This is a genomic window from Paracoccus sp. Ld10, from assembly GCF_045064235.1.
Classification (GTDB): Bacteria; Pseudomonadota; Alphaproteobacteria; order Rhodobacterales; family Rhodobacteraceae; genus Paracoccus.
The window spans coordinates 434,095-454,919 of record NZ_JBISHD010000032.1 but is presented as its reverse complement, the minus strand read 5'-3'; the positions used below and the strand labels follow the sequence as shown (position 1 = coordinate 454,919).

The 20,825-nt window shown below is 62.2% G+C and carries 21 protein-coding genes and 1 pseudogene; 8 read left to right on the top strand and 14 right to left on the bottom strand.

Annotated elements, in window-relative coordinates:
• Positions 1 to 4: 4 nt before the first annotated feature.
• Positions 5 to 1,393: a hypothetical protein gene (locus ACJJVR_RS16050; protein WP_405406061.1), complete on the bottom strand. Its 1,389-nt coding sequence runs from the start codon at positions 1,391 to 1,393 to the stop codon at positions 5 to 7.
• Between the two features lie 159 nt (positions 1,394 to 1,552).
• Between ACJJVR_RS16050 and ACJJVR_RS16045 the strand changes: the two genes are divergently transcribed.
• Entirely contained in the window at positions 1,553 to 3,148 is a 1,596-nt protein-coding gene (locus tag ACJJVR_RS16045) for a peptide chain release factor 3 (protein ID WP_405406059.1), read from the top strand.
• On the opposite strand, the gene ACJJVR_RS16040 is transcribed toward ACJJVR_RS16045, so the two are convergent.
• Genes ACJJVR_RS16040 through ACJJVR_RS16030 form a run of 3 tightly spaced genes read right to left on the bottom strand, consistent with a single transcriptional unit; the run spans position 3,145 to position 5,681 of the window.
• Positions 3,145 to 4,002 (bottom strand): transglutaminase family protein, encoded by an 858-nt coding sequence (locus ACJJVR_RS16040; protein WP_405406058.1) that lies wholly within the window; start codon positions 4,000 to 4,002, stop codon positions 3,145 to 3,147. The genes ACJJVR_RS16045 and ACJJVR_RS16040 overlap by 4 nt on opposite strands.
• Entirely contained in the window at positions 4,002 to 4,424 is a 423-nt protein-coding gene (locus ACJJVR_RS16035) for an OsmC family protein (protein ID WP_405406056.1), read from the bottom strand. Before ACJJVR_RS16035 ends, ACJJVR_RS16040 begins: the two co-directional genes overlap by 1 nt.
• A gap of 60 nt (positions 4,425 to 4,484) precedes the next feature.
• The gene (locus ACJJVR_RS16030; RefSeq protein ID WP_405406055.1) at positions 4,485 to 5,681 is read right to left on the bottom strand and encodes a deoxyguanosinetriphosphate triphosphohydrolase; all 1,197 of its coding nucleotides are present in this window, start codon (positions 5,679 to 5,681) and stop codon (positions 4,485 to 4,487) included.
• A gap of 74 nt (positions 5,682 to 5,755) precedes the next feature.
• On the opposite strand from ACJJVR_RS16030, the gene ACJJVR_RS16025 reads away from it, so the two are divergent.
• Positions 5,756 to 6,079, top strand: coding sequence for a HesB/IscA family protein (locus tag ACJJVR_RS16025; RefSeq protein ID WP_405406053.1), 324 nt, complete (start codon positions 5,756 to 5,758; stop codon positions 6,077 to 6,079).
• Here the strand turns inward: ACJJVR_RS16025 and ACJJVR_RS16020 are convergent.
• Positions 6,076 to 6,669, bottom strand: a complete 594-nt coding sequence (locus ACJJVR_RS16020; protein WP_405406052.1) for a hypothetical protein — start codon at positions 6,667 to 6,669, stop codon at positions 6,076 to 6,078. The two genes, ACJJVR_RS16025 and ACJJVR_RS16020, sit on opposite strands and share 4 nt — an antisense overlap.
• Here ACJJVR_RS16020 and xth point away from each other — a divergent pair.
• A complete protein-coding gene (gene xth / locus ACJJVR_RS16015) occupies positions 6,668 to 7,453 on the top strand; it encodes an exodeoxyribonuclease III (RefSeq protein ID WP_405406050.1) in 786 nt (261 codons plus the stop codon). The two genes, ACJJVR_RS16020 and xth, sit on opposite strands and share 2 nt — an antisense overlap.
• On the opposite strand, the gene ACJJVR_RS16010 is transcribed toward xth, so the two are convergent.
• The 5 genes from ACJJVR_RS16010 to ACJJVR_RS15990 all read right to left on the bottom strand — a co-directional run bounded on the left by ACJJVR_RS16010 (position 7,450) and on the right by ACJJVR_RS15990 (position 13,942).
• Positions 7,450 to 8,337 carry a cation diffusion facilitator family transporter gene (locus ACJJVR_RS16010; RefSeq protein WP_405406048.1) on the bottom strand — a complete coding sequence of 296 codons (888 nt, stop codon included), beginning with the start codon at positions 8,335 to 8,337 and terminating at the stop codon, positions 7,450 to 7,452. The two genes, xth and ACJJVR_RS16010, sit on opposite strands and share 4 nt — an antisense overlap.
• Positions 8,338 to 8,944: 607 nt before the next feature.
• A protein-coding gene (locus ACJJVR_RS16005) for an IS5 family transposase (RefSeq protein ID WP_405406046.1) occupies positions 8,945 to 9,702 on the bottom strand; the annotation gives its coding sequence in 2 pieces (ribosomal slippage) (positions 8,945 to 9,381 and positions 9,381 to 9,702; 759 coding nt in all).
• Positions 9,703 to 10,011: 309 nt separating this feature from the next.
• Positions 10,012 to 10,296, bottom strand: a complete 285-nt coding sequence (locus ACJJVR_RS16000; RefSeq protein WP_405406045.1) for a hypothetical protein — start codon at positions 10,294 to 10,296, stop codon at positions 10,012 to 10,014.
• A gap of 1,326 nt (positions 10,297 to 11,622) precedes the next feature.
• The gene (locus tag ACJJVR_RS15995; protein ID WP_405406043.1) at positions 11,623 to 11,955 is read right to left on the bottom strand and encodes a hypothetical protein; all 333 of its coding nucleotides are present in this window, start codon (positions 11,953 to 11,955) and stop codon (positions 11,623 to 11,625) included.
• A gap of 130 nt (positions 11,956 to 12,085) precedes the next feature.
• Positions 12,086 to 13,942, bottom strand: a complete 1,857-nt coding sequence (locus ACJJVR_RS15990) for an extracellular solute-binding protein (protein WP_405406041.1) — start codon at positions 13,940 to 13,942, stop codon at positions 12,086 to 12,088.
• A gap of 244 nt (positions 13,943 to 14,186) precedes the next feature.
• On the opposite strand from ACJJVR_RS15990, the gene ACJJVR_RS15985 reads away from it, so the two are divergent.
• Positions 14,187 to 14,969 (top strand): 3-hydroxybutyrate dehydrogenase, encoded by a 783-nt coding sequence (locus tag ACJJVR_RS15985; RefSeq protein ID WP_405406039.1) that lies wholly within the window; start codon positions 14,187 to 14,189, stop codon positions 14,967 to 14,969.
• Between the two features lie 186 nt (positions 14,970 to 15,155).
• Here ACJJVR_RS15985 and ACJJVR_RS15980 read toward each other — a convergent pair whose 3' ends face one another.
• Together ACJJVR_RS15980 and ACJJVR_RS15975 are read right to left on the bottom strand one after the other, a co-directional pair.
• Positions 15,156 to 15,533: a host attachment family protein gene (locus tag ACJJVR_RS15980; RefSeq protein ID WP_405406038.1), complete on the bottom strand. Its 378-nt coding sequence runs from the start codon at positions 15,531 to 15,533 to the stop codon at positions 15,156 to 15,158.
• 53 nt (positions 15,534 to 15,586) lie between these two features.
• Positions 15,587 to 16,789: a pyridoxal phosphate-dependent aminotransferase gene (locus tag ACJJVR_RS15975; RefSeq protein WP_405406036.1), complete on the bottom strand. Its 1,203-nt coding sequence runs from the start codon at positions 16,787 to 16,789 to the stop codon at positions 15,587 to 15,589.
• A gap of 81 nt (positions 16,790 to 16,870) precedes the next feature.
• Between ACJJVR_RS15975 and ACJJVR_RS15970 the strand changes: the two genes are divergently transcribed.
• From ACJJVR_RS15970 to ACJJVR_RS15960, 3 genes are all read left to right on the top strand, one after another.
• On the top strand, positions 16,871 to 17,218 hold the full coding sequence (locus tag ACJJVR_RS15970) for a helix-turn-helix transcriptional regulator (RefSeq protein ID WP_405406034.1): 348 nt from the start codon (positions 16,871 to 16,873) through the stop codon (positions 17,216 to 17,218).
• A complete protein-coding gene (locus ACJJVR_RS15965; protein WP_405406032.1) occupies positions 17,211 to 17,513 on the top strand; it encodes a succinate dehydrogenase assembly factor 2 in 303 nt (100 codons plus the stop codon). The genes ACJJVR_RS15970 and ACJJVR_RS15965 overlap by 8 nt, the downstream gene beginning before the upstream one ends.
• Before the next feature lie 176 nt (positions 17,514 to 17,689).
• The gene (locus ACJJVR_RS15960) at positions 17,690 to 18,145 is read left to right on the top strand and encodes a MarR family winged helix-turn-helix transcriptional regulator (protein WP_405406480.1); all 456 of its coding nucleotides are present in this window, start codon (positions 17,690 to 17,692) and stop codon (positions 18,143 to 18,145) included.
• A 45-nt stretch (positions 18,146 to 18,190) separates the two neighbouring features.
• On the opposite strand, the gene ACJJVR_RS15955 is transcribed toward ACJJVR_RS15960, so the two are convergent.
• On the bottom strand, positions 18,191 to 18,619 hold the full coding sequence (locus ACJJVR_RS15955) for a VOC family protein (RefSeq protein WP_405406031.1): 429 nt from the start codon (positions 18,617 to 18,619) through the stop codon (positions 18,191 to 18,193).
• A gap of 137 nt (positions 18,620 to 18,756) precedes the next feature.
• On the opposite strand from ACJJVR_RS15955, the gene thyX reads away from it, so the two are divergent.
• Positions 18,757 to 19,662 carry an FAD-dependent thymidylate synthase gene (gene thyX / locus ACJJVR_RS15950; RefSeq protein ID WP_405406029.1) on the top strand — a complete coding sequence of 302 codons (906 nt, stop codon included), beginning with the start codon at positions 18,757 to 18,759 and terminating at the stop codon, positions 19,660 to 19,662.
• Positions 19,663 to 19,769: 107 nt separating this feature from the next.
• Here the strand turns inward: thyX and ACJJVR_RS15945 are convergent.
• Positions 19,770 to 20,703, bottom strand: a pseudogene (locus ACJJVR_RS15945) (IS5 family transposase).
• Positions 20,704 to 20,825: the final 122 nt, after the last annotated feature.

The following is a 20,825-nucleotide window of genomic DNA, read 5'->3' as shown; positions in this document are numbered from 1 at the left end:
GCGATCAGGCGGCGGCGGCTTTTGCCTCGGGCTCGAACAGGCGGGATAGCTGGGTCAGGCGATCCAGCATCTGCAGCATCCGGGGCAGTGATGCACCCTGCGTGAACGCCTCGACACACAGGCGTCGCGTCATGGCCCTGATCGCCGGGGTCGTCGGGCCGTCCGAATGGTACTGCGCGATCCGTGCGCATTCCATGAACGCCTCCACGTTGCCGGCGATCGCGGCGCGGTCCCACATTTGGCATAGTTGATCCGGCAGCGGGCTGGCGATGGCGACCGTCCGTCCGGCCAGCCATGCGGCCTCTGCGCTGGCAAGACCGATCAACCGTGTATCCTGCCGCGTCAGACCCAGCCATCCCCGCACATGCCGGGCCGCAATCGGGTCGCGAAAGCAGGCGCGTGCCAGACGTTCCAGATCGGCGGGTGTGGCATGTCGTGACGGTTTCAGTCGGACCAGCCAATTCTCTCCGGTGGCGCGGGTCAGGCTGGTCGCCACGAACAGGGCCATGTCGGCAGGAATGTCCATGACCGCCATGCGATCTGCCAGTTCGCGGGCGACGGTCTGGACGGGATGGGGTTGCAACCAAATCGGTGCGGGGCCGCGCCAGCGTTTCCATGCCGCCATGTGTAGGGCCATTGCGACCTGGACCGTGGGTTGGACCGCATCCGAAAATGTTTGATCAGCCGTGCCGAAACCCAATTTGACGGGAAACGATCCGTCGGGGCGCTGAGCCTGGATCAATTCGGACATCATGTCGCCCACGGGGTGGTCGTCGTCCAGCAGGCGCAGGCAAAATGCCATCCGCGCGACGGATGCCGTGCAACGCGCGTCGCGTCCCCAGTCCGCCAGCGCCTGCAGATGATCAAAGATCAGCGTAAAGGCCCGCGGATGGGACAACCGGGGCCGACGGGCGCCATGGCGGTACAATTGCATCAAAAGCTGCGAAACGTTTGCGACGTGATCCGAGGTGATGCGGGTCGGAAGAGTGGTCAGGACCGTTTCCGCCTGTTCCAGCAGGGCGACGTCGTCGCATAGGGCCAGCCTGTATGCCAAGGCGATGTCGGGATCATCGGCCAATGCCTCGCACGCCAATTGCCAGAGGGGGTCGGTCGGTGCGACCAACCCGCCTGCCAGCGTCAGCCGGATCATCGCATCGTCTCGTGCTCCATCAAGGACGCGCAGGGCGCCCTGTCGGACCAGCTCGGGCGTCAGCCGCCGCAGCACGATCACCTCGATCGGGGAAATTCGTCCGCGCAGCCCCGACAGCACGGGTGCGATCTGTCCCGCCAGGGCCAGTGCGCCGATGTCGGGATGGTTCACAGGGCAGGGATCGGGCAATGCCATGATGCGCTGGCGCAGCCATTCAAGGCCGCGGTTGGACAGCAGTCGCATCAATTGGTCCAGTGATCCATCCATCTGTGCCCTCGTCTGTTTCGTCATAATCATGCGCGGAGGACGCCGTAAAGCAAGGATCGGATGCAGACAATTCGCACCACCGACCGCACAATGCCGGGAATTGCGTCGGACGCGCGGGCGCGTTAAAGCCGCGACATGACAAACCGCCCCGACCTTCCGCCCGAAATCGCCCGCCGCCGGACCTTTGCGATCATTTCGCATCCCGATGCCGGCAAGACCACCCTTACCGAAAAGTTTCTGCTGTACGGTGGCGCCATCCAGATGGCCGGGCAGGTGCGTGCCAAGGGCGAGGCACGGCGTACGCGGTCGGATTTCATGAAGATGGAACAGGACCGCGGCATCTCGGTGTCGGCATCGGCAATGTCGTTCGATTTCGACGGACACCGCTTCAACCTGGTGGACACGCCGGGTCACAGCGATTTTTCCGAAGATACCTATCGCACGCTGACGGCGGTCGATGCGGCGATCATGGTCATCGACGGGGCCAAGGGCGTCGAATCGCAGACCCGCAAGCTGTTCGAGGTCTGTCGCCTGCGCGACCTGCCGATCCTGACGTTCTGCAACAAGATGGACCGCGAATCCCGCGACACGTTCGAAATTATCGATGAGATCCAGGAAAACCTGGCCATCGACGTGGCCCCCGCATCCTGGCCCATCGGCGTCGGGCGCGAATTCATCGGCTGCTATGACATGCTGGGCGACCGGCTGGAGCTGATGGACAGGGCCGACCGCAACAAGGTCGCGCAGTCGATATCCATGCAAGGGCTGGACGATCCGCGGCTGGCGGAACATGTGCCGGCCGACCTGCTGGCCAAGCTGCGCGAAGAGGTCGAGATGGCGCGCGAACTGTTGCCCCGCTTTGATCAACAGTCGTTCCTGGAAGGCCACATGACGCCCATCTGGTTCGGCAGCGCGATCAACAGTTTCGGTGTTCAGGAATTGATGCAGGGCATCAGCACCTATGGTCCGCCTCCGCAGCCGCAGAACAGTGCGGAACGCGAGATCGCGCCGGACGAGAAGACAGTGACCGGTTTCGTGTTCAAGGTTCAGGCCAACATGGACCCCAAACATCGTGACCGCGTGGCCTTTGTCCGTCTGGCGTCGGGGCATTTCGAACGTGGCATGAAGATGATCCACGTGCGCACGAAAAAGCCTATGGCGGTGTCCAACCCGGTTCTGTTTCTGGCCGCCGACCGCGAACTTGCCGAAGAGGCCTGGGCCGGCGACATCATCGGTATCCCGAACCACGGCCAGCTGCGCATCGGCGATGCCCTGACCGAGGGAGAGACGCTGCGCTTTACGGGCATTCCGTCATTCGCGCCAGAGCTGCTGCAGTCGGTGCGCGCGACCGACCCAATGAAGGCCAAGCATCTGGAAAAGGCGCTGATGCAGTTCGCGGAGGAAGGCGCCGCCAAGGTGTTCAAACCCGCCATCGGATCGGGTTTCATCGTGGGCGTCGTCGGCGCGTTGCAATTCGAGGTGCTGGCCAGCCGGATCGAGCTGGAATACGGCATCCCGGTGCGGTTCGAGGGCAGCCAGTTCACCAGCGCCCGGTGGGTCAGCGGCGCCAAGGCGGTTGTCGATGCGTTTGCGGAAACGAACAAGGGGCACCTGGCCCATGACCACGACGGCGATCTGGTGTACCTGACCCGCCTGCAATGGGACATCGACCGTATCGGGCGCGACCACCCCGACCTGAAGCTGACCGCGACCAAGGAGATGATGGTCTAGGGCCCGGCTTCCTGCCCAAAGGCCATTCCGTCCATTTCCTGCCCGCTCTCATCGACCGGATGGCACCAGACGGTGAAACCGACCAACTGATGCGGGCCGAAACTGGCCAGCATCGCAACGTCCGCCGCATCGCGGCCCCGTGCGACGACGACACGCCCAAGGCGGCGTTCGTTGTTGCGCGGGTCGAACGTCCACCAACGGCCGGACAGGTAAACCTCGATCCACGCGGCGAAATCCATCGCCGCATCGACCTTGGGAACGCCAATGTCACCGACATAACCATTCACATAGCGCGCGGGTATGTTCAGTGCGCGCAGATAGGCCAGCGAAAGATGCGCGAAATCGCGGCAGACCGCCATGCCGCCCTTGCTGGCATCATTGGCGGTGCGAAAGACCGATGCGGTGCCATAATCGAACTGCAGGACCTGGTGGCCGTGGTCCAATACCGCCTGAACCCGGCCCCAGCCCGGTTGCAGATGACCGAACAGATCCCATGCCTGCTGCGACAGGACATCGCTTTCGACATAGCGTGACGGCATCAGATAGATCAACGCGTCGTCGGGCAGATCCTCCACCGGGATCTCCTGCGCGGCGAAATCGACGTCGTCCCACATTTCGTCGTCGTGCAGGGTAACGTCGCTGCGCAGCGTGAACTCGCCCGCGGGGGCGACCATGCGACGGCTGATATTGCCAAACAGATCCTTATATTCATGCACATCGACATGAGGTTTGGTTATGATCTGTTCGGGTGCAACGAAATCGGTTTGCCGTGCCGCCTCGGGGGCGACAAGGCAGATCAGAGGGGTCGGCTGTTCGACCGTAATGCGGAATTCGTGACCGACCCGGACGCGCATCAGGAAACCAAAGCGTCCATGGTGATCTCTGCGTTCAGCAGCTTGCTGATCGGGCAGCCGGTCTTGGCCTTTTCCGCGATTTCCATGATTTTCGCCTGATCCGCATCTGCTGTGATCGTCGTGGTCAGATGCGCTTTCTTGACCGCGAACCCGTCGCCATCCTTGTCCATCGAAATGTCGGATGTCGTCTTGATCGACACGCCCGTGATGCCGTCCTGTTCCAGCATCATCGCCAGCGCCATGGAAAAACACGACGCATGGGCCGCACCGATCAGTTCCTCGGGGTTGGTGCCGGGCTTGTCCTCAAAGCGGGTGTTAAAGCCATAGGGCTGGGCGGACAGCGCGCCCGACTTGGTCGAAACCTGGCCTTTGCCCTCTTTCAGGCCGCCAGTCCATTCAGCCGATCCGGTACGGGTAATCATGAGATCAATCCTTTTCTTGGGTCAGTGTTGCGCGCTCAACGCGGCAACACCATCCAAGGTTCAGGATTGAGGGCCAACCAGGCGTTGATGTTCCGTAATCGCATAGCGGTCGGTCATGCCTGCAACGTAATCAAGCACCAGCCGCGCGCGGTCCGTCGGATCGTTCAGCCGCACTGCCGCATCGCGCCACTGGTCGGGCAGGCGGTCGGGGTGGTCCAGGTACATCGGGAACAGGTCGTTCAGCATCTGGGTGACGTGATGGCGTTCGACGACGACCGACGGCGCACGGTACATCCGCTGGAACAGAAAGGATTTGATCGCCTTGATGTTCTGGTACAGCGGCTTGGAGAAACGGATGATCGCGCCGTCCATCGCACGGATGTCGTCGGCCGTCCGGGGCTGCAGCGCGGTCAGGCGGTTCTGGGCGACGGCGATCACGTCCTCGACCATGACGCCGAACACGCGGCGCAGCGCCTCATAGCGGCGGCGGGTGGGGTCCAGATTGGGATACAGGCGGTCGACCTCGGCGAATGCCGGACCGATCACGGGCAGTTCCGCCAGATCGGCCTCGGTGAACAGGCCCGCGCGCAATCCGTCATGCAGGTCGTGGTGGTTATAGGCCACGTCGTCGGCGACGGCTGCCACCTGCGCCTCGGCGCTGGCATTGGTGTGCAATTCCAGATCCCACAGCGCATTCACGTCATACAGCGCATAGGGCAGGTCGCCGGTCACCGGGCCCCCCGTCGGGCCTGTCCCGACAATCGGGCCATTATGTTTGGCGATGCCCTCCAGGCTTTCCCACGTCAGGTTTAGCCCATCGAAATCGGCATAGTGCCGTTCCAGCCGCGTGACGATGCGCAGCGCCTGCGCGTTGTGATCGAAGCCGCCGTGGGGCGCCATCAGCGCCGACAGCGCATCTTCTCCGGTATGGCCAAAGGGGGGGTGGCCCAGATCATGGGCCAGGGCCACGGTCTCGGCCAGGTCGGTGTTCAGGTTCAGGGCGCCCGCGATGGTGCGGGCGACCTGCGCGACCTCGATCGTGTGGGTCAGGCGGGTGCGGAAATAGTCGCCGCGATACCCTTCGCCGTCATGTTCGACAAAGACCTGGGTTTTATGCTTCAGCCGGCGAAAGGCGCTGGAGTGGATGATCCGGTCACGGTCGCGCTGCCAGGGCGAACGAAAGGTCGACAGGCTTTCGTCATGCAGACGCCCGCGGCTGTCTTGCGGCTGGCAGGCATAGGGCGCGAGTGCGGTCACGGGGTCAGCCTTCCTTGCGGGTTCACCCCGCGGACCCTATATTTGATGCAACCAGACGAAAACGGGAACGCCCCATGAACCTGCCGCCCAAAGTGACCGACCGTGCCTATGACCGCCTGTCCCAGATCAATGCGGGCAAGGACCCGGTGCCGCTGCGCGTTGCCGTGCTGGGCGGCGGGTGCTCGGGGTTCCAGTATGACATCCGTCTGGACGCGCCCGAACCCGACGACCTGATCCTGGAAAAATCAGGACAGGCGGTCGTGGTTGATCCAGTATCGCTGCCCTATCTGGCCGGCGCGGTGATCGATTTCACCGACGAACTGATCGGCGCCCGTTTCGTGATCGAGAACCCGAACGCCACCGCCAGCTGCGGCTGCGGAACCAGCTTTTCGATTTAATCACAGGGGATGCTGCGCGGGTCCAGCCGTTGTTCCAGATAACGGAACCGGGTTCCTGACGGCAGCGTCTCGACCACCTGCGTGTTATTCCAATCCGCCAGCTGACAGACCACCCGGTTCTGTCGGTCGATTATGCGCAACGCGTTGCCGTCCCTGTCCAGCGTGATCGACTGCCCCTCGCGGCGGGTGCCATCGATGCGAAACGGCAGCAGGTGCGGCAAAGTGACGGCCGGGGTACCGAACATGTCGGGCAGCCCCTGCCAGTCCTGCGGCTGTCCGCTGGCTACCGTCATCCGGTGATCGCCCGGTGGCACCAGCAGCCGCAGCACCGCCCCGCCGCGCAGATAGGCGCTGATGACCGGCGTGCCGTCCGCATCCGTCAGCGTGATCGCATGATCCATGTCCGATGGCGCCCGGACCTGCAGCGGGATCGTCGCGGGCAGGGGGGCGGTCTTTTCCAGCAGTCCGGTGACCGGGCGCGCGGCGGCGGCCATTGGCAGGAATATCAGTAGGATCAGCAGTCGGATCATCACGGCCCCCTTGCGGTTCGTGTTGCCAAACGCGGCGACGGCGCTAAAGATGCCGCCCATGAAAATCGCAAGCTTCAACATCAACGGCGTCAAGGCCCGCATGCAGGCGCTGACCAACTGGCTGGCCGCGACCGATGCCGATCTAGTCGTGCTACAGGAAATCAAGTCCGTGGACGAGAATTTCCCGCGAGAGCATTTCCAGGACCTTGGCTGGCAAGTGGAAACCCACGGCCAAAAGGGCTTCAACGGGGTGGCGATCCTGTCACGCCTGCCGCTGGAGGACGTGACCCGCGGCCTGCCCGGCGACGATGCCGACGAACAGGCCCGCTATATCGAGGCGACGGTGGTCGGCACGCAGGCCGTGCGCATCGCCGGGCTGTACCTGCCCAACGGCAACCCCGCGCCGGGGCCGAAATACGACTACAAGCTGGCTTGGATGGAGCGTTTGCGCCTGCGCGCGGCCGACCTGCTGGCGTCGGAAATGCCGGTGGTGATGCTGGGCGACTACAACATCATCCCCGAACCCCGCGACGCCGCCCACCCCGACCGCTGGACCGAAGACGCGCTGTTCCTGCCCCAAAGCCGGGCTGCGTTCCAGGCCATCGTGAACCAGGGCTGGACCGACGCGGTACGCATCCGCGATCCGTGGGCCACGCGGGGGCCGTTCACCTTCTGGGACTATCAGGCGGGGGCGTGGGAGCGCGACAACGGCATCCGCATCGACCATCTGTTGCTGTCGCCGCAGGCGGCCGATCTGATGATCGAGACGGGCGTGGACCGCGACGCCCGAGCCGGCGAAAAGCCAAGCGACCACGTCCCGGTCTGGGTGCGACTGGCGGCCTAGATCACCAGAACGCCGGAATGCTTGGCCATGTGTTCCGGTTCGACATGAATGGTGACCTGTGATTCCGGCAGGCTGGCCTTGATGCTGGCCTCGATCCGGTCGCAGATGTCATGGGCATCCGACACCGTGGTCCGCCCGTCCACGACCAGATGAAAATCGATGAATGTGACCGCGCCTGCATGGCGTGTGCGCAGGTCATGCGCCTCCAATGCGCCGCTGGCCTTGTCCGAGATGATGTCGCGGATCTTGGCCAGCGTCTTTTCAGGAACAGCCTCGTCCAGCAAGCCCGACACCGACGATGCCATGACCTTCCATCCCGACCACAGGATGTTCACGCCGACCAGCATCGCCAGCAGCGGGTCCAGATACGACCAGCCCGTCGCAACCGCCAGGCCGATGCCCAGCAACACGCCGCCCGACGACACCACGTCGGTCAAGAGGTGCTTGCCATCGGCCACCAGGGCGGGCGATCGCAGTCGCCGCCCCTGACGGATCAGGACGCCGCACCAGATCGCGTTCAGCACCCCGGCACCGGCATTGATTGCCATGCCCAGACCCGCGGCCTGAATCTCTCGCGGGTTCTGAAAGGCGTGCCATGCCTCGCGCAGGATCAGCAGGGCGGCGACGATGATCAGCACACCTTCCAGCACGGCGCTGAGGAATTCTGCCTTGTGATGGCCATAGGGGTGCGCCTGATCCGCGGGGCGTTGTGCGACCGATATGGCGACCAGCGCCGCAAGCGCAGTGGCCACGTTGACGATGCTTTCCAGCGCATCCGACAACAGCGCCACCGATCCGGTCAGATGCCACGCAAGACTCTTCAGCCCAAGCACGATCAAGCCGACAAGAATGCTGCCGACGGCGATTTTCAGGCTGCTGGACATCAGGTCGTCCCCTTGGCCACAAACGGAATGGTTGTGGGCAGCATGTCGCAGATAAGGCGTGAAATCTCAAGCCATGGCTGCACCCATTTGCCCGTCGGAGACACGCGGATCCCGTGCCGTCGCTGCAATGTCTTGTCGGCTGAACCAAATTTGATTTTCAAAGCAGCCTTTGGTATTCAGGCGATCATCCGGGCTATGACGGTGATGGCGGCCCTGTGGGACATGCCGTGGCGGTGACGGTCATTCACCTGTTGCAATGTAGTATCGCAAAGAACGCCAGCCGTCATTGTTCTGCACGTCATCGCGCGAACGGCACGGTAGTGATTTTGATCCGCCAGGCCCCGCATAAGGTGACAGTGCCAGCAACGCGGTCAGGGGAACCAAGGCTTGGGCTACGCTGCAATAATCGGCTGACGTCCGGGGCTGACCGTTCATCGGACGGACTGATCCCGCAGGTTCCGTGATGTGTATGCCAAGCATACAGAAGCCGTTCATGGCGGCGATGCACACCCGGAGTCCGGCGACCTGAGGAGAAAGACCGGCACCTTGCCCCCCCGCTAGTGCCACGTAGTGTATCGTTGTCCAGATGCGGCTCTAGGCTCTGGACTCATAACCAATAGATAACGGTTGCATCGAGCGCGATCGCCGAGAGGAAGACCTTGGGGCACCTGTCATACCGAGTTGCGACACGCCGCCAGTCCTTGAGCCTGTCGAACGTGATCTCGATGCGATTGCGGCGTTTGGAGCGACGCTTGTCGTATTTCACGGTTGTCCTGCGCTGCTTGCGCCCCGGGATGCATGCGCGTATCCCGTTGTCTTCCAACGCTTTTCGGAACCAGTCGGCATCATATCCGCGGTCCCCGAGCAGCCAGCCGACATCCGGCAGGCTGCTCTGGGACGCCCGCGCGCCGATGTAATCGCTGACCTGCCCGGCGGTAACGAAAAGGTTCAACGGCCGGCCCTGGCTGTCACAAATGGCATGCAGCTTGGTGTTCATGCCGCCCTTGGTCCGACCGATCAGGCGACCGCGCCCCCCTTTTTCACGCCCATGCTGGTCACGGTGCGGTGTGCCTTGAGGTCGGTCGCGTCGATCATGACGGTATTCTTTTCGCGGCACTCTGCGGCCAGGCCGGCCACGATCCGGGCAAAGACGCCCTTGTCACTCCATCGCTTCCAACGGTTGTAGAGTGTCTTGTGCGGACCGTATTCCGCAGGTGCATCACGCCAGCACAAACCATTGCGGTTGATAGAGATAATCCCGCTCAGCGCCCTGCGGTCATCGACCCTTGGCCTGCCGTGGGACTTCGGAAAACAAGACTCCAGACGCGCCATCTGCGCGTTGCTCAGCCAGAAGAGATCAGACATATCACCGCTCCGTTTCCAGAACCCTGAATCACGCAGCCAATCTGAAATCAATGGGTCCAGAGCCTAGCCGCGGTATCCGCTTCGTCGTCGCCCTGCACCCGATCAGGATATTCGGCCACGCGAAGGGCGACATTTCGTGCCACGGCTATCGGGTAATGGCCTTTCACGGCGTCGCGTTCTTGCGGCGCGGGAGGGCGGCCTGGGCACGGCGTGCTGGGACCGCATCGTGGAACCTGCCAGTGCCGTCGGCGGTCACCGACTTCTTCGCCAATCGGTATCTGGCTCGGCTGATCCGGTAGGACAGGGGCGTCACCGATACGGCTCCCGATCAATCTCAATAATACGGATCTTCGGCGTTTCCTGATCTATCATCAGATAAACCCTGCGCCATACTAAACGTTTGAGACCAGTAGGCTTGCTGGCGTGAAACTCGGCTCCGCTAGCGACCTTGACGCAGGTGTTGTCGATCAGCAGGTGCAGCTGCCCCTTCGGCCCACGATATGGGAGGTTTTCGGTGACGATCCTTGGCGGCGCGACAGCGTGCAGACGGAGCGCCTTGCCGAACAGCACCGTTATCGAAAGACAGGTCTGCATCGCTGCAGCCTGGCTTGGGGCCGCACCTGCCTGTAGAAGCGCCATCCCAGCCAACACGCTGGACTTATGCTATCAACCCCTCATGCAAATTGTGCAACGCAGCCGGTCAGGATCCAAAAAGGTAGGCCCGCGTGAATCGTTGACCTGTTGGTTGGCCTGATCAAGTACACGCGAGATGCACCTCTGCTGCTTGGGCCACGTCAAGGTGCCCTTTGGAATGGCAACACTGTCCGCCAAGTCAAAAACTTCGAAAAATGAACCTGCGGAGTAAGGCATGAACATTCGCTGGTCCCAGGGGGGCCGGCAAAGGTTGCACGACGGGATGGACCGGAACTTGCCGGACGCTTCGGCCATGCCCAAGGGGCAGAAATATGGTCAAAGATGCCGGCGACTTTACCCGCTGATGTAAGGATTGCGAATAGGGCCGGCTTGTTACAGGCAGAAAACCTTGCTGTTCGATGGTGACCGACTGAACCTTCGAACCGAGGGCATCACGCTGGCGATAGAACCTACAAAGGCGACTTGAATGTTGCGAAGACGTCCCGTGAAGAACAGCATGATTACCCCCCTCCGCGGCAGTTTTGCATCCTCAGTCTTGTATGGATCCGGTGCCTGGCTATCAACGCGGCAGGCTTGATTTTCGCCGGCTATATATGTCGAACCGACCGACAGAAGGACCGAACCTGTCAATCGACCAGAACTGCGCGCTGGTCATTCAACCGACCGGTTCGGCAATCTTGCGATGTCCCGGGTTTCAGGTTTCAGCCGTTGTGCCGTTGGTACTGAATGGTTTTGTCCATGGAAGAGTGTATTCATTGCCCTTTCGCCCGCGTCCCAATGATGGGAGGGCATTTCCTACACATGTCATGCCTTGGTCCCAAATGGGGACCATTCCGGTGCTTTGTCAGATCGGCCATATCTGTGCGTTCATGCCGCTGGCAGTTGGGGAGCTTAAGGGACGCTGAGCTGCGGTCATGACGCGGCGGCCTGCCACTCGCGTGGTTCAAAGTTCAGCCTCTTGTCTCCCCTGATCGCGGGGGGCGTGATCGCACGATCGCTGAACAGCCGGTGAGGGCGCGGTATCCAACGTGATTTGGGCGGACAATATAATACGTTTGTGCGCGATCACGGTGCGCTCGTCGCATAAGGTACTAAATGGACCGGACCGCTTTTTGCCACAGGGTCGGTCATTGACCCTTCAAACTAAGGTTTGCCGGCCCGATCGTCGTGGAGCCATGCAAAGTGATCCCGTAGTTTCCGGCAAGGCGCAGCGACAAGTCGGGCGGTACAGGCCGCCCGGCTTGCCGGCCAAGGGAACCGGTCCCCTCAGCTTTCCTTGTCGCTGTCGTCGTCGCCAAAGCGGGCATCGTCTGAGAACTCGTCCTCGCCTTCGTTGACGAACTTTGAGGACAAAGCGATCGAGTGATTGTCATGGACGGGGTCCATCACGACATCCGACGGGATCTCTCCGACAAGCCATTCGCGCAGTTCTTCGCGAATCTCGGCGGGCTCCTGGCCGGTCACCTCGACCAGATAAGCGACAAACGCGCGCTGGTCGCCGTCGATCTCGTCCAACTCGGTGTCCTCGGCCTCGGGCCACTTGTCGATGATCGCTTCATAGAAGGCCGCCCAGTTTTCCTGAACATGGTGCCACTTCATCAATAACCTCCTGTCGGAAGGCTGCCCTGAAACCAGCGCGCCGTCCCTGTAATGTCCTCGCCGACACCGGCGACGGTGTTGCAACCGGCCAGCATCGTGCAAGCCGCTACTGTAACCCAAAACATCCGCATCAGTTCGTCTCCTGCCACCAGACTTCGGGCAGAAAGCCCGGCCAATCCCCGTACATGGGTATTGCGTCTGGGTATTTAAGATCTGCGGCATGCGCCAGCCGCGAGATCGGCGAGAAACTGACCGGGATCACATATCGCCCCGCGGTCAGCACCCGGTCCAACGCCTGCACGGCGGCGGTGAAATCCTCCGCCGTGTCGGCGGCCACCATCGCGTCCATCATGGCCTGAGCCGCGGGGCTGTCGATGCCCATCCAGTTGCGCGTGCCGGGGGTGGTCACCCCGTCGCGGCCCCAATACAGGCGCTGTTCGCTGCCCGGCGACAGCGACAGCCCGCGTTCGTACCATGTCATGTCGAACTGATAGTTGTTCGTCCGCTCGATATATTGTGCCGAATCCAACATCGTGATGCGCGGCGTGATGCCCAGGGGGCGCAGCGCCTCGACATAGATGTTCACGATCTGCTGAACCTCGGACCCGCTGCGCATCGCGGTGCCGTTCTGGTTCAGCAGGATCTCGAAGGCGAAGGGGCGGCCCTGCGCGTTCCGCAACTGACCGTCCTGCACGGTCCAGCCGGCCTCCTCCATCAGCGCCATGGCGCGACGGACGCCGGCACGGTCCATGGGCCGGTCCGACCCTTGGGGAAGGGCATAGCCGTCCAGCGTGCCGGGGGGCAGGTCGGCCGCAAATGGCGTCAGCAGGTCGGCCACCAGACCCGTCGCGGGCCCATCCTGCATCGCCAGAACCGAGTTCGAGAAATAGGAGGTGATCCGCGGATCGGCACCGCCGTTCAGGGTCTGATTGATGAACCGGAAATTGAACATCTCGATCAGCGCCTGCCGCACGCGCCAGTCGGCGAAATCCGGGTTTCGGGTGTTCATCACCAGCCCCACGATCCCGGACGGGCGTTCGTTCGGGATCTCGGATTGCACCGCGCGTCCGTCGGTCATCAGCGGAAATCCGTATTCGCCGGCCCATTTCTGCGCCGACAGCTCGCGCCAGACGGTGACCGCACCGGCCTTGAACGCCTCGAACATGGCATTGGCATCGGCGAAATAGTCATAGCGGATGCCGTCGAAATTGTTCACCCCGGCCATCAATGGCAGGTCGCGGCCCCAGTAATCCGGGTTTCGGCGAAAGCTGATCGAGCGTCCCGGTTCCACCTGATCGACGATATAGGCACCGCTGCCGATCGGCGCCTCCAGCGAGGATGCCGCGAAATCCTGCCCCTCCCACTGGGCCTTTTTCAGAATCGGGCGCAGCCCCATCAGCAGGGACAGTTCGCGGTCGGGTTCGACAAAGGTCAGCCGAACGCTGCGCGGGCCGGTGGCCTCGATCCGGTCGACCCGCGACCAGGCCGCCAGATAGCGGGGATGGCCCTGTGTCCCAAGCGTCTCATAGGACCAGATCACGTCGTCGACGGTCACCGGGCTGCCGTCCGAAAACCGCGCCTCCTCGCGCAGGGTGAACTCGACCCAGGCCCGGTCGGGGGCGACATCGATCGTCTCGGCCAACAGGCCGTACAGGCTGAACGGTTCGTCGATCGACCGCATCATCAGCGACTCGGTAACGTGGACACCCACGCCCCACGCCGCGTTGCCCTTGAGCACCCAGGGTTTGAGGCTGTCGAACCCACCCGGTTCAGCCAGCCGAATCGTACCACCTTTTGGCGCGTCCGGATTGGCATAGGGCAAGTGTGCAAAGCCCTGTTGCAGAGCAGGTTCTCCATAGATTGCAATGCCATGGGCAGGTTCAGCAAGGGTTGCCAGCGGCATAGATGCAACACCGACGGTAAGGCTGGCCATACCTAGAACTGCCCCCCTGATCGCGGATTTGTTAAGGTTTTCGAAGATTCGCATTGCCCGCCGCCCCGTCGTTTCTTGTTTGGCCGCATTATCAACAGGCTTGACCAGCGGGCGTCAACCAAGGCGACAAGATCGCTGTTGGACTCGGGCGGTTCCTCGCGTATAAATAGGGCACTGCTCGATAGGTTTCTTGCCTGTATGAAACCTGCCTCATAACTTGCGCCCGCCTTGTGCGGGCGTTTTTTTTTGCCCATGCTGCGCCTGTAAACCGCCCCCGTGGGCCGTCAAGGAGCAGCCGATGTTCGAGAAATTCCTTAAGGGCAAGACCGCCATCGTCACCGGGTCCAATTCCGGCATCGGGCTGGGCGTGGCAGACCGGCTGGCGAGGGCAGGGGCCGACGTGGTGCTGAACAGCTTCAGCGACACTGCCGAGGATCATGCGCTGGCCGATACGATGGCACGCGAACATGGCGTGACAGTTCGGTATATCCAGGCCGACATGTCCAAAGCCGATGACTGTCGCGCGCTGATCGAAAAGGCGGGTGCCTGTGACATCCTGATCAACAACGCGGGCATCCAGCATGTTGCGGCGATCCCTGACTTTCCGGTCGCGAAATGGGACGCCATCATGGCAATCAACCTGTCGTCCGCGTTTCATACCACCGCTGCGGCATTGCCGATGATGCGGTCGGCGGGATGGGGCAGGGTGATCAATATCGCATCCGCGCACGGGCTGACGGCCAGCCCCTATAAATCTGCCTATGTCGCGGCCAAGCATGGCGTCATAGGGCTGACCAAGGTCACGGGTCTGGAAACCGCGCGCGAGGCGATCACCGCCAATGCCATCTGCCCCGGATATGTGCTGACCCCACTGGTCGAAAGCCAGATCCCGGACACGATGGAAAAATACGGCATGGATCGGGATGAGGTGATCGAAAAGGTGCTGTTGGAACGCCAACCGTCCAAAGAGTTCGCCACGACGGATCAGCTGGGGGACACGGCCGTGTTTCTGTGCAGCGATGCTGCGGCCCAGATCACCGGCACCACGATCAGCGTCGACGGCGGTTGGACCGCCCTGTGATGGGGAACCACGCGGGACCCGGCGCCGTTCCTCTCAAGTTAATGTGAGGATGCGGTGATGAAGGGTCTCTTTGCGTGGTTTCTGGGGGTTCCGGTCGTTGTGATCGTGATCCTGTATGTTCTGGGCATCTTTTGATGCGAACGGGCGCTCCGTGATGCGGGGCGCCCTTTTTCCAGTTACAATCGATCAGGACAGGCTGTTCTGGATGGTCTGGATGTCGGAATTCGTCAGCGTTTTGGCGATTTCCTTGCGCAGCCTCAGCTGCAGCTCCTTGTGATAATGCTTGCGCATGACGCCAAGGGTCGATGGGTCGGCGATAATCGCGATATCCTCGAACTTGTTCTTTAGGACCATGGCGTTCAGATAACGCGACAGATGTGCCGCGAATGTCGCCTCTTCATCGTCTTTGGGCGATGCTTCGTCGATCTGCGCGCCGTCGTTCGACAGGCTGTCCTGCGTGACCTTGGTGGTTTCCGTCAACTCCAGCCCGAATTTGGCGACGTTGCGAAACAGCGTGGCAGAGTGGCCGTCGGCAACGACGATCAGGGCATTATGGGGCAACATTCTCAGCTCCTTCTTGCGTTCGCTTTCACGGGGTCAACGCAAGCCGGGACGTGTCAGTTGCAGCCCTCGCAAAAGCGTCGGATGCGTGACATCGCATCGCTCAGCACAGCGTCACCTGTCGCATAGGAGATGCGGAAATGCGGCGACAGGCCAAACGCAGCGCCAAAGACCACCGCAACGCCGGTCTCGTCCAGCAATGCGTTCGCAAAGGCCTCGTCGCTGTCGATCAAAGTGCCGCCGGCGCTGGTCCGGCCGATCAGCCTCGCCATCGACGGATAGACATAGAACGCCCCCTGCGGCACCGGGCAGTCCAGCCCCGGGCAGGCGTTCAGCCCCGCCACGACCAGATCGCGGCGCCGCTGGAACACCGCGCGGCTGTCGGTGATGTAATCCTGCGGTCCGGTCAGCGCGGCCTCGGCAGCGTACTGGCTGATCGAGCAGGGGTTCGAGGTCGATTGCGACTGCAGCTTTGCCATCGCCCGGATCAGCGGTTCGGGCCCCGCACCATAGCCGATGCGCCAGCCGGTCATGGCATAGGACTTGCTGACCCCATTCATGGTCAGGACGCGGTCCTTCAGCCGGGGTTCGACCTGTGCAGGGGTGCAGAATTCGAAACCGTCAAAGACCAGATGCTCATAGATGTCATCCGTCAGCACCCAGACATGCGGATGACGCAGCAGCACCGCGCACAGCGCCGCCATCTGCGCCCGGTCATAGCCGGCACCCGACGGGTTCGACGGTGAGTTCAGGATCAGCCATTTGGTCCGCGGCGTGATTGCCGCCTCCAACGCGTCGGGGGACAGGCGGAACCCGGTCGTCTGATCGCATTCGACGATGACCGGGGATCCGCCCGCCAGCAGCACCATGTCAGGATAGCTGACCCAGTAGGGCGCGGGGACGATCACCTCGTCACCGTCGTCCAGCGTCGCCATCAGGGCGTTGTAGAGGATCTGCTTGCCGCCGGTGCCGACGGTGATCTGGCTGGTGGTATAGTTCAGCCCGTTTTCGCGCGCGAATTTTTCGGCGATGGCGCGTTTCAGCGAGGGTGTGCCGTCCACGGCGGTGTAACGGGTGTGGCCCGCGTCAATCGCGGCCTTGGCCGCGTCGCGCACGTTCAGGGGCGTGTCGAAATCGGGCTCTCCGGCGGACAGGCTGATGATGTCACGACCCTGCGCGCGCAGGTCCGCCGCGCGGGTCGTCATCGCCATCGTGGGAGAGGGTTTGATACGGGCCAGCCGGTCCGAGATGAACGCCATAAGACACCTTGCTTCTGTCGGTTTGAACTGTCGGCCAGCATGGCATACGCTTCGCAGCACCGCCTCACAAGGACGAGAGACATGATCGACAGTTATGCCGAACCGGTGGCGACCCTTGGCGACCGCCTGACCGCTGCGCGCGAAGGCGCGGGTCTGGATATTCCCGCCATGGCCGAGGCGCTTGGCCTGCGCCCCGAGACGCTGGAGGGGTGGGAGGTCGATCAGGCCGAACCCACGGCCAGCCTGATGGGACGGATCGCCACGGTCACCGGCGTATCCCCTGTTTGGCTGTTGACGGGACAGGGTGCGGGACCGCAAGACGCAAGCGCGGGGGCGGCCCTGCGCGCCGAGCTGGCCGATCTGCGCCGCCTGCTGGCCGAGGCCGCCGCACGCGTGGACCGTCTGGAGGAAGCACTGTCGCATGGCTGAAACGCTTGAAACCCCCGAACACCGCCTGAAGCGCCTGCATATGCGCAGCTGGCGGCGCGGCATGAAGGAAATGGACCTTATTCTGGGCCGCTTTGCCGACGATTGCCTGGCTGGTCTGTCGGAAATCGAACTGGACCTGTACGAGCGGATGCTGGCCGAGAACGATCAGGACCTGTACCTGTGGGTCACGGCGCGCATCGGCGAGGGTCCTGCTCGCGACGCGCCGCAGATGCTGGCGCCGATGTTGGACCGCATAGCCCGGCACGCGGCGACCCGGTTTGCAGCCGATCGCTAAAAATTTCGGCATTCTTGGTGCGGGTCCGGGGTCCGATTAACCGAAGATTGTCTTTTGTCTGTCATTGAGTGTTCATGACGAACAGGACAGGACATCCCGAAGCCATGCTTGCCCCTGCACCCCGCGAACAGCAACCGACAGTCGATCCAACGGTCTTGGACGTGCCCCTGTCGGACATGACCGACGCCTATCTGGAATCCCTGCAGTTGCTGGAGCGGATGCACCGGCTGATGCTGGATCTGGTCAAGGACGAATTCGAACGCCTTCACCGGGGCGATCTGACCCCGGTGCAGGCAATGATCCTGTACAATCTGGGCGAGGCTGAGGTTTCGGCCGGAGAGCTGCGGTCGCGCGGCATGTATCAGGGATCCAACGTCAGCTATAATCTGAAAAAGCTTGTGGCGATGGGCTATGTCCATCACGAACGCTGCGACATGGATCGGCGTTCGGTACGCGTGCGCCTGACGGCAGAAGGACAAGCGGTTCGCGAACTGGTTCAGCAGTTGTTCATCCGCCACGCCGAGGGGTTGGCCATGTCCGGTGTGCTGGAGGATCCGCCACTGGACCAGGTGAACCTGCAATGCCGCCGGATCGAGCGGTTCTGGACCGAGCAGATCCGCTATATCTATTGAATTGAACCCGGCCCTGCGGGGCCGGGTGTTCCCTTTCTTGGCGCCCTACCAGGTGCCGGTGTTTTCCATGCTGGACCACGGCTCCTGCGCAGGCAGGCTATCGCCTTCCTGAAGCAGTTCGATGGACACGTTGTCAGGGCTGCGGACAAAGGCCATGTGCCCGTCCCGCGGCGGACGATTGATCGTCACGCCTGCGTCGTGAAGTTTTTGGCACATGTCGTAGATGTTGCCGACGCGGTATGCCAGGTGGCCGAAGTGACGGCTGTCCGAAGGCAGGCCTTCGTCGCCGTCCCAGTTCCAGGTCAGTTCAACCGGGCATTCCGGCTGCTCCGGCGGGGCCATGAACACCAGGCTGAAGCGGCCTTTCTCATTGTCGATGCGGCGTGTCTCCTCCAGCCCGAGCAGGCGAAAAAAGTCCATCGTTTTATCGAGGTCTTTCACGCGGAGCATCGTATGCAGATAGCGGATCTTCATGGGGTCTCCTTTGACGTTTGGCTGCGATGGTGACATGGGCGTACCGCCTGTGCAACGCACCCCCCGCAGGGCGGTTGCCGCAGTCGCGTTCTTGACTTAGGACAAAGGCTATCGCACCGCCTGAAAGGACCGCCGCCATGCCCCTCACGCCCGACCAACAGGCCGAGATCGACAGCCAGCGGGCAACGTCCCGCCAGACTCTGCGCGCGGTGTCCGAGGGGATGGAAAACCACCTGTACGTGGCTCATCAGGTTCTGGATCACGGGCTGGTCCGGGTCATCGACTATATGGGCGACGATGCGGCGATTTGTCAGGCAGCGCGCGTCAGCTATGGCAAGGGCACTAAATCGGTGCAGAACGACGAAGGGCTGATCCGCTATCTGATGCGGCACTGGCATTCCACGCCGTTCGAAATGTGCGAGGTCAAGTTGCACGTCAAGCTGCCGGTTTTCGTGGCCCGCCAATGGATTCGCCACCGTACTGCAAACGTGAACGAATATTCGGGTCGCTATTCGATCCTTGATCGGGAATTCTATATTCCCGCCCCGGAACATCTGGCCGCGCAGTCGTCGCAGAACCATCAGGGACGGGGCGAGGTGCTGCAAGGCGACCAGGCGCAGCGCGTTCTCGATCTGCTACGAGAGGACGCGATGCGCAGCTATGACAGCTACGAATCGATGCTGAGCCAGGATGGTCAGCAGGGTCTTGCACGTGAATTGGCACGCATGAACCTGCCCGCCAACATTTACACGCAATGGTATTGGAAGGTGGATCTGCATAACCTGCTTCACTTCCTGCGCCTGCGCGCCGACAGCCATGCCCAGTACGAGATCCGGGTCTATGCCGATATCATAAGCGACATCACCCGCGACTGGGTGCCTGCGGCTTTCGGCGCATTTCAGGACTACCGGATGAATGCCGTCAACCTGTCCGCGCAGGCGGCGGATGCGTTGCGCCGCCGTTTGGCAGGGGAGTCCGTGACGCAGGAAAGCTCTGGGATGGGTGCCCGAGAGTGGCGCGAATTCCAAGCCGTCTGGGGCTGAGACGAAATGGGCGCGCCAGCCCTTTCCTGCGCTGCCATCGACTGGACCGCGCCTGCATTGTTTCAGCACTTTGCGTTGATGCGTGACTTTCCCTTACCCCATGAAGTTCAGACTATGCGTTCGATCTCGGCGGTGCCGAGTGCGTTGAAGCTGTTCATTAGGGCGATGGCGATGTGGACCTCGGTCGTCTGCCTGTCCGGGTCTCGCGAGGCGATGCGCTCGCCGATGGACTTCGGGCAGCGCATCTCTTCCTCGATCCTGCTTCGAACGTGATAGCCAGACCACTGCTTCCAGTTCGCCCGCCCGAAGCGCCTAGTCGGCCGGAGTATGTCGTTGCGGGCACAGGCGGCAGGACGGTCCTCCTTCCAGAAGCGTCCGGTCTTGCGGATGGGGATGACGGCTGCGCCGCCGCGATCGAGAATGGCCGTGGTGCACCGCCGGTTGTCAAAGGCACCATCGCCGGTCACGGTGCCGATTTGTTCATCCGGCGGGATCTGGCTCAGATGATCAGGGAGAACAAGGCTATCACCCTCACGGCTCGAGGTGAACTCCACCCCTGGAATGTCGCCGGAGGCCGTGTCCGTGGCTAGGTGAACACAGCGATACTGGCGCCTGCGGTGGGTGCCATGCTTGCGTGCCAGCCACTCTCCGTCACCAACGAGCTTGATCCCGGTGATGTCGACCAGCAGGCTCAGCGGCCCCGGCCTTCGGCGGTGAAGGACCTGAACAGCAAAAGACTTTCGCCTGCGCCTCAGGGTGGAGCAATCCGGCACCGGCCAGTTGAGCTCTGCCATCTCCAGGTTGCTGGTCACCATTCCTGTAGTCTGCCGGAGTGGTAGTCCAAAAAGCAACTTCACCATCAGGCAGAACCGGATAGCCGCATCGGAGAACACCGGCGGACGGCCGGGACGCTCGGCCTTGGTGGCCAGCCAAACCATGTCCTTGTCCAGCCAGATAAGCAGTGACCCGCGACGCATCAGGGGGTCATTGTTAGGGTTCCAGGTCGTCGTGCAGATAGCGCGCAGCGTTGGATTTACTCATGCCAAGACGCTTACCCTACCAACTCATCCGTATTAATACCGCGGCAGGCTGAACTTCTGAAACAACGCCCATGGACACCCTGAGTTCGATTTCCTCCTGTACTGGTCCGCGCAAGATAAGGC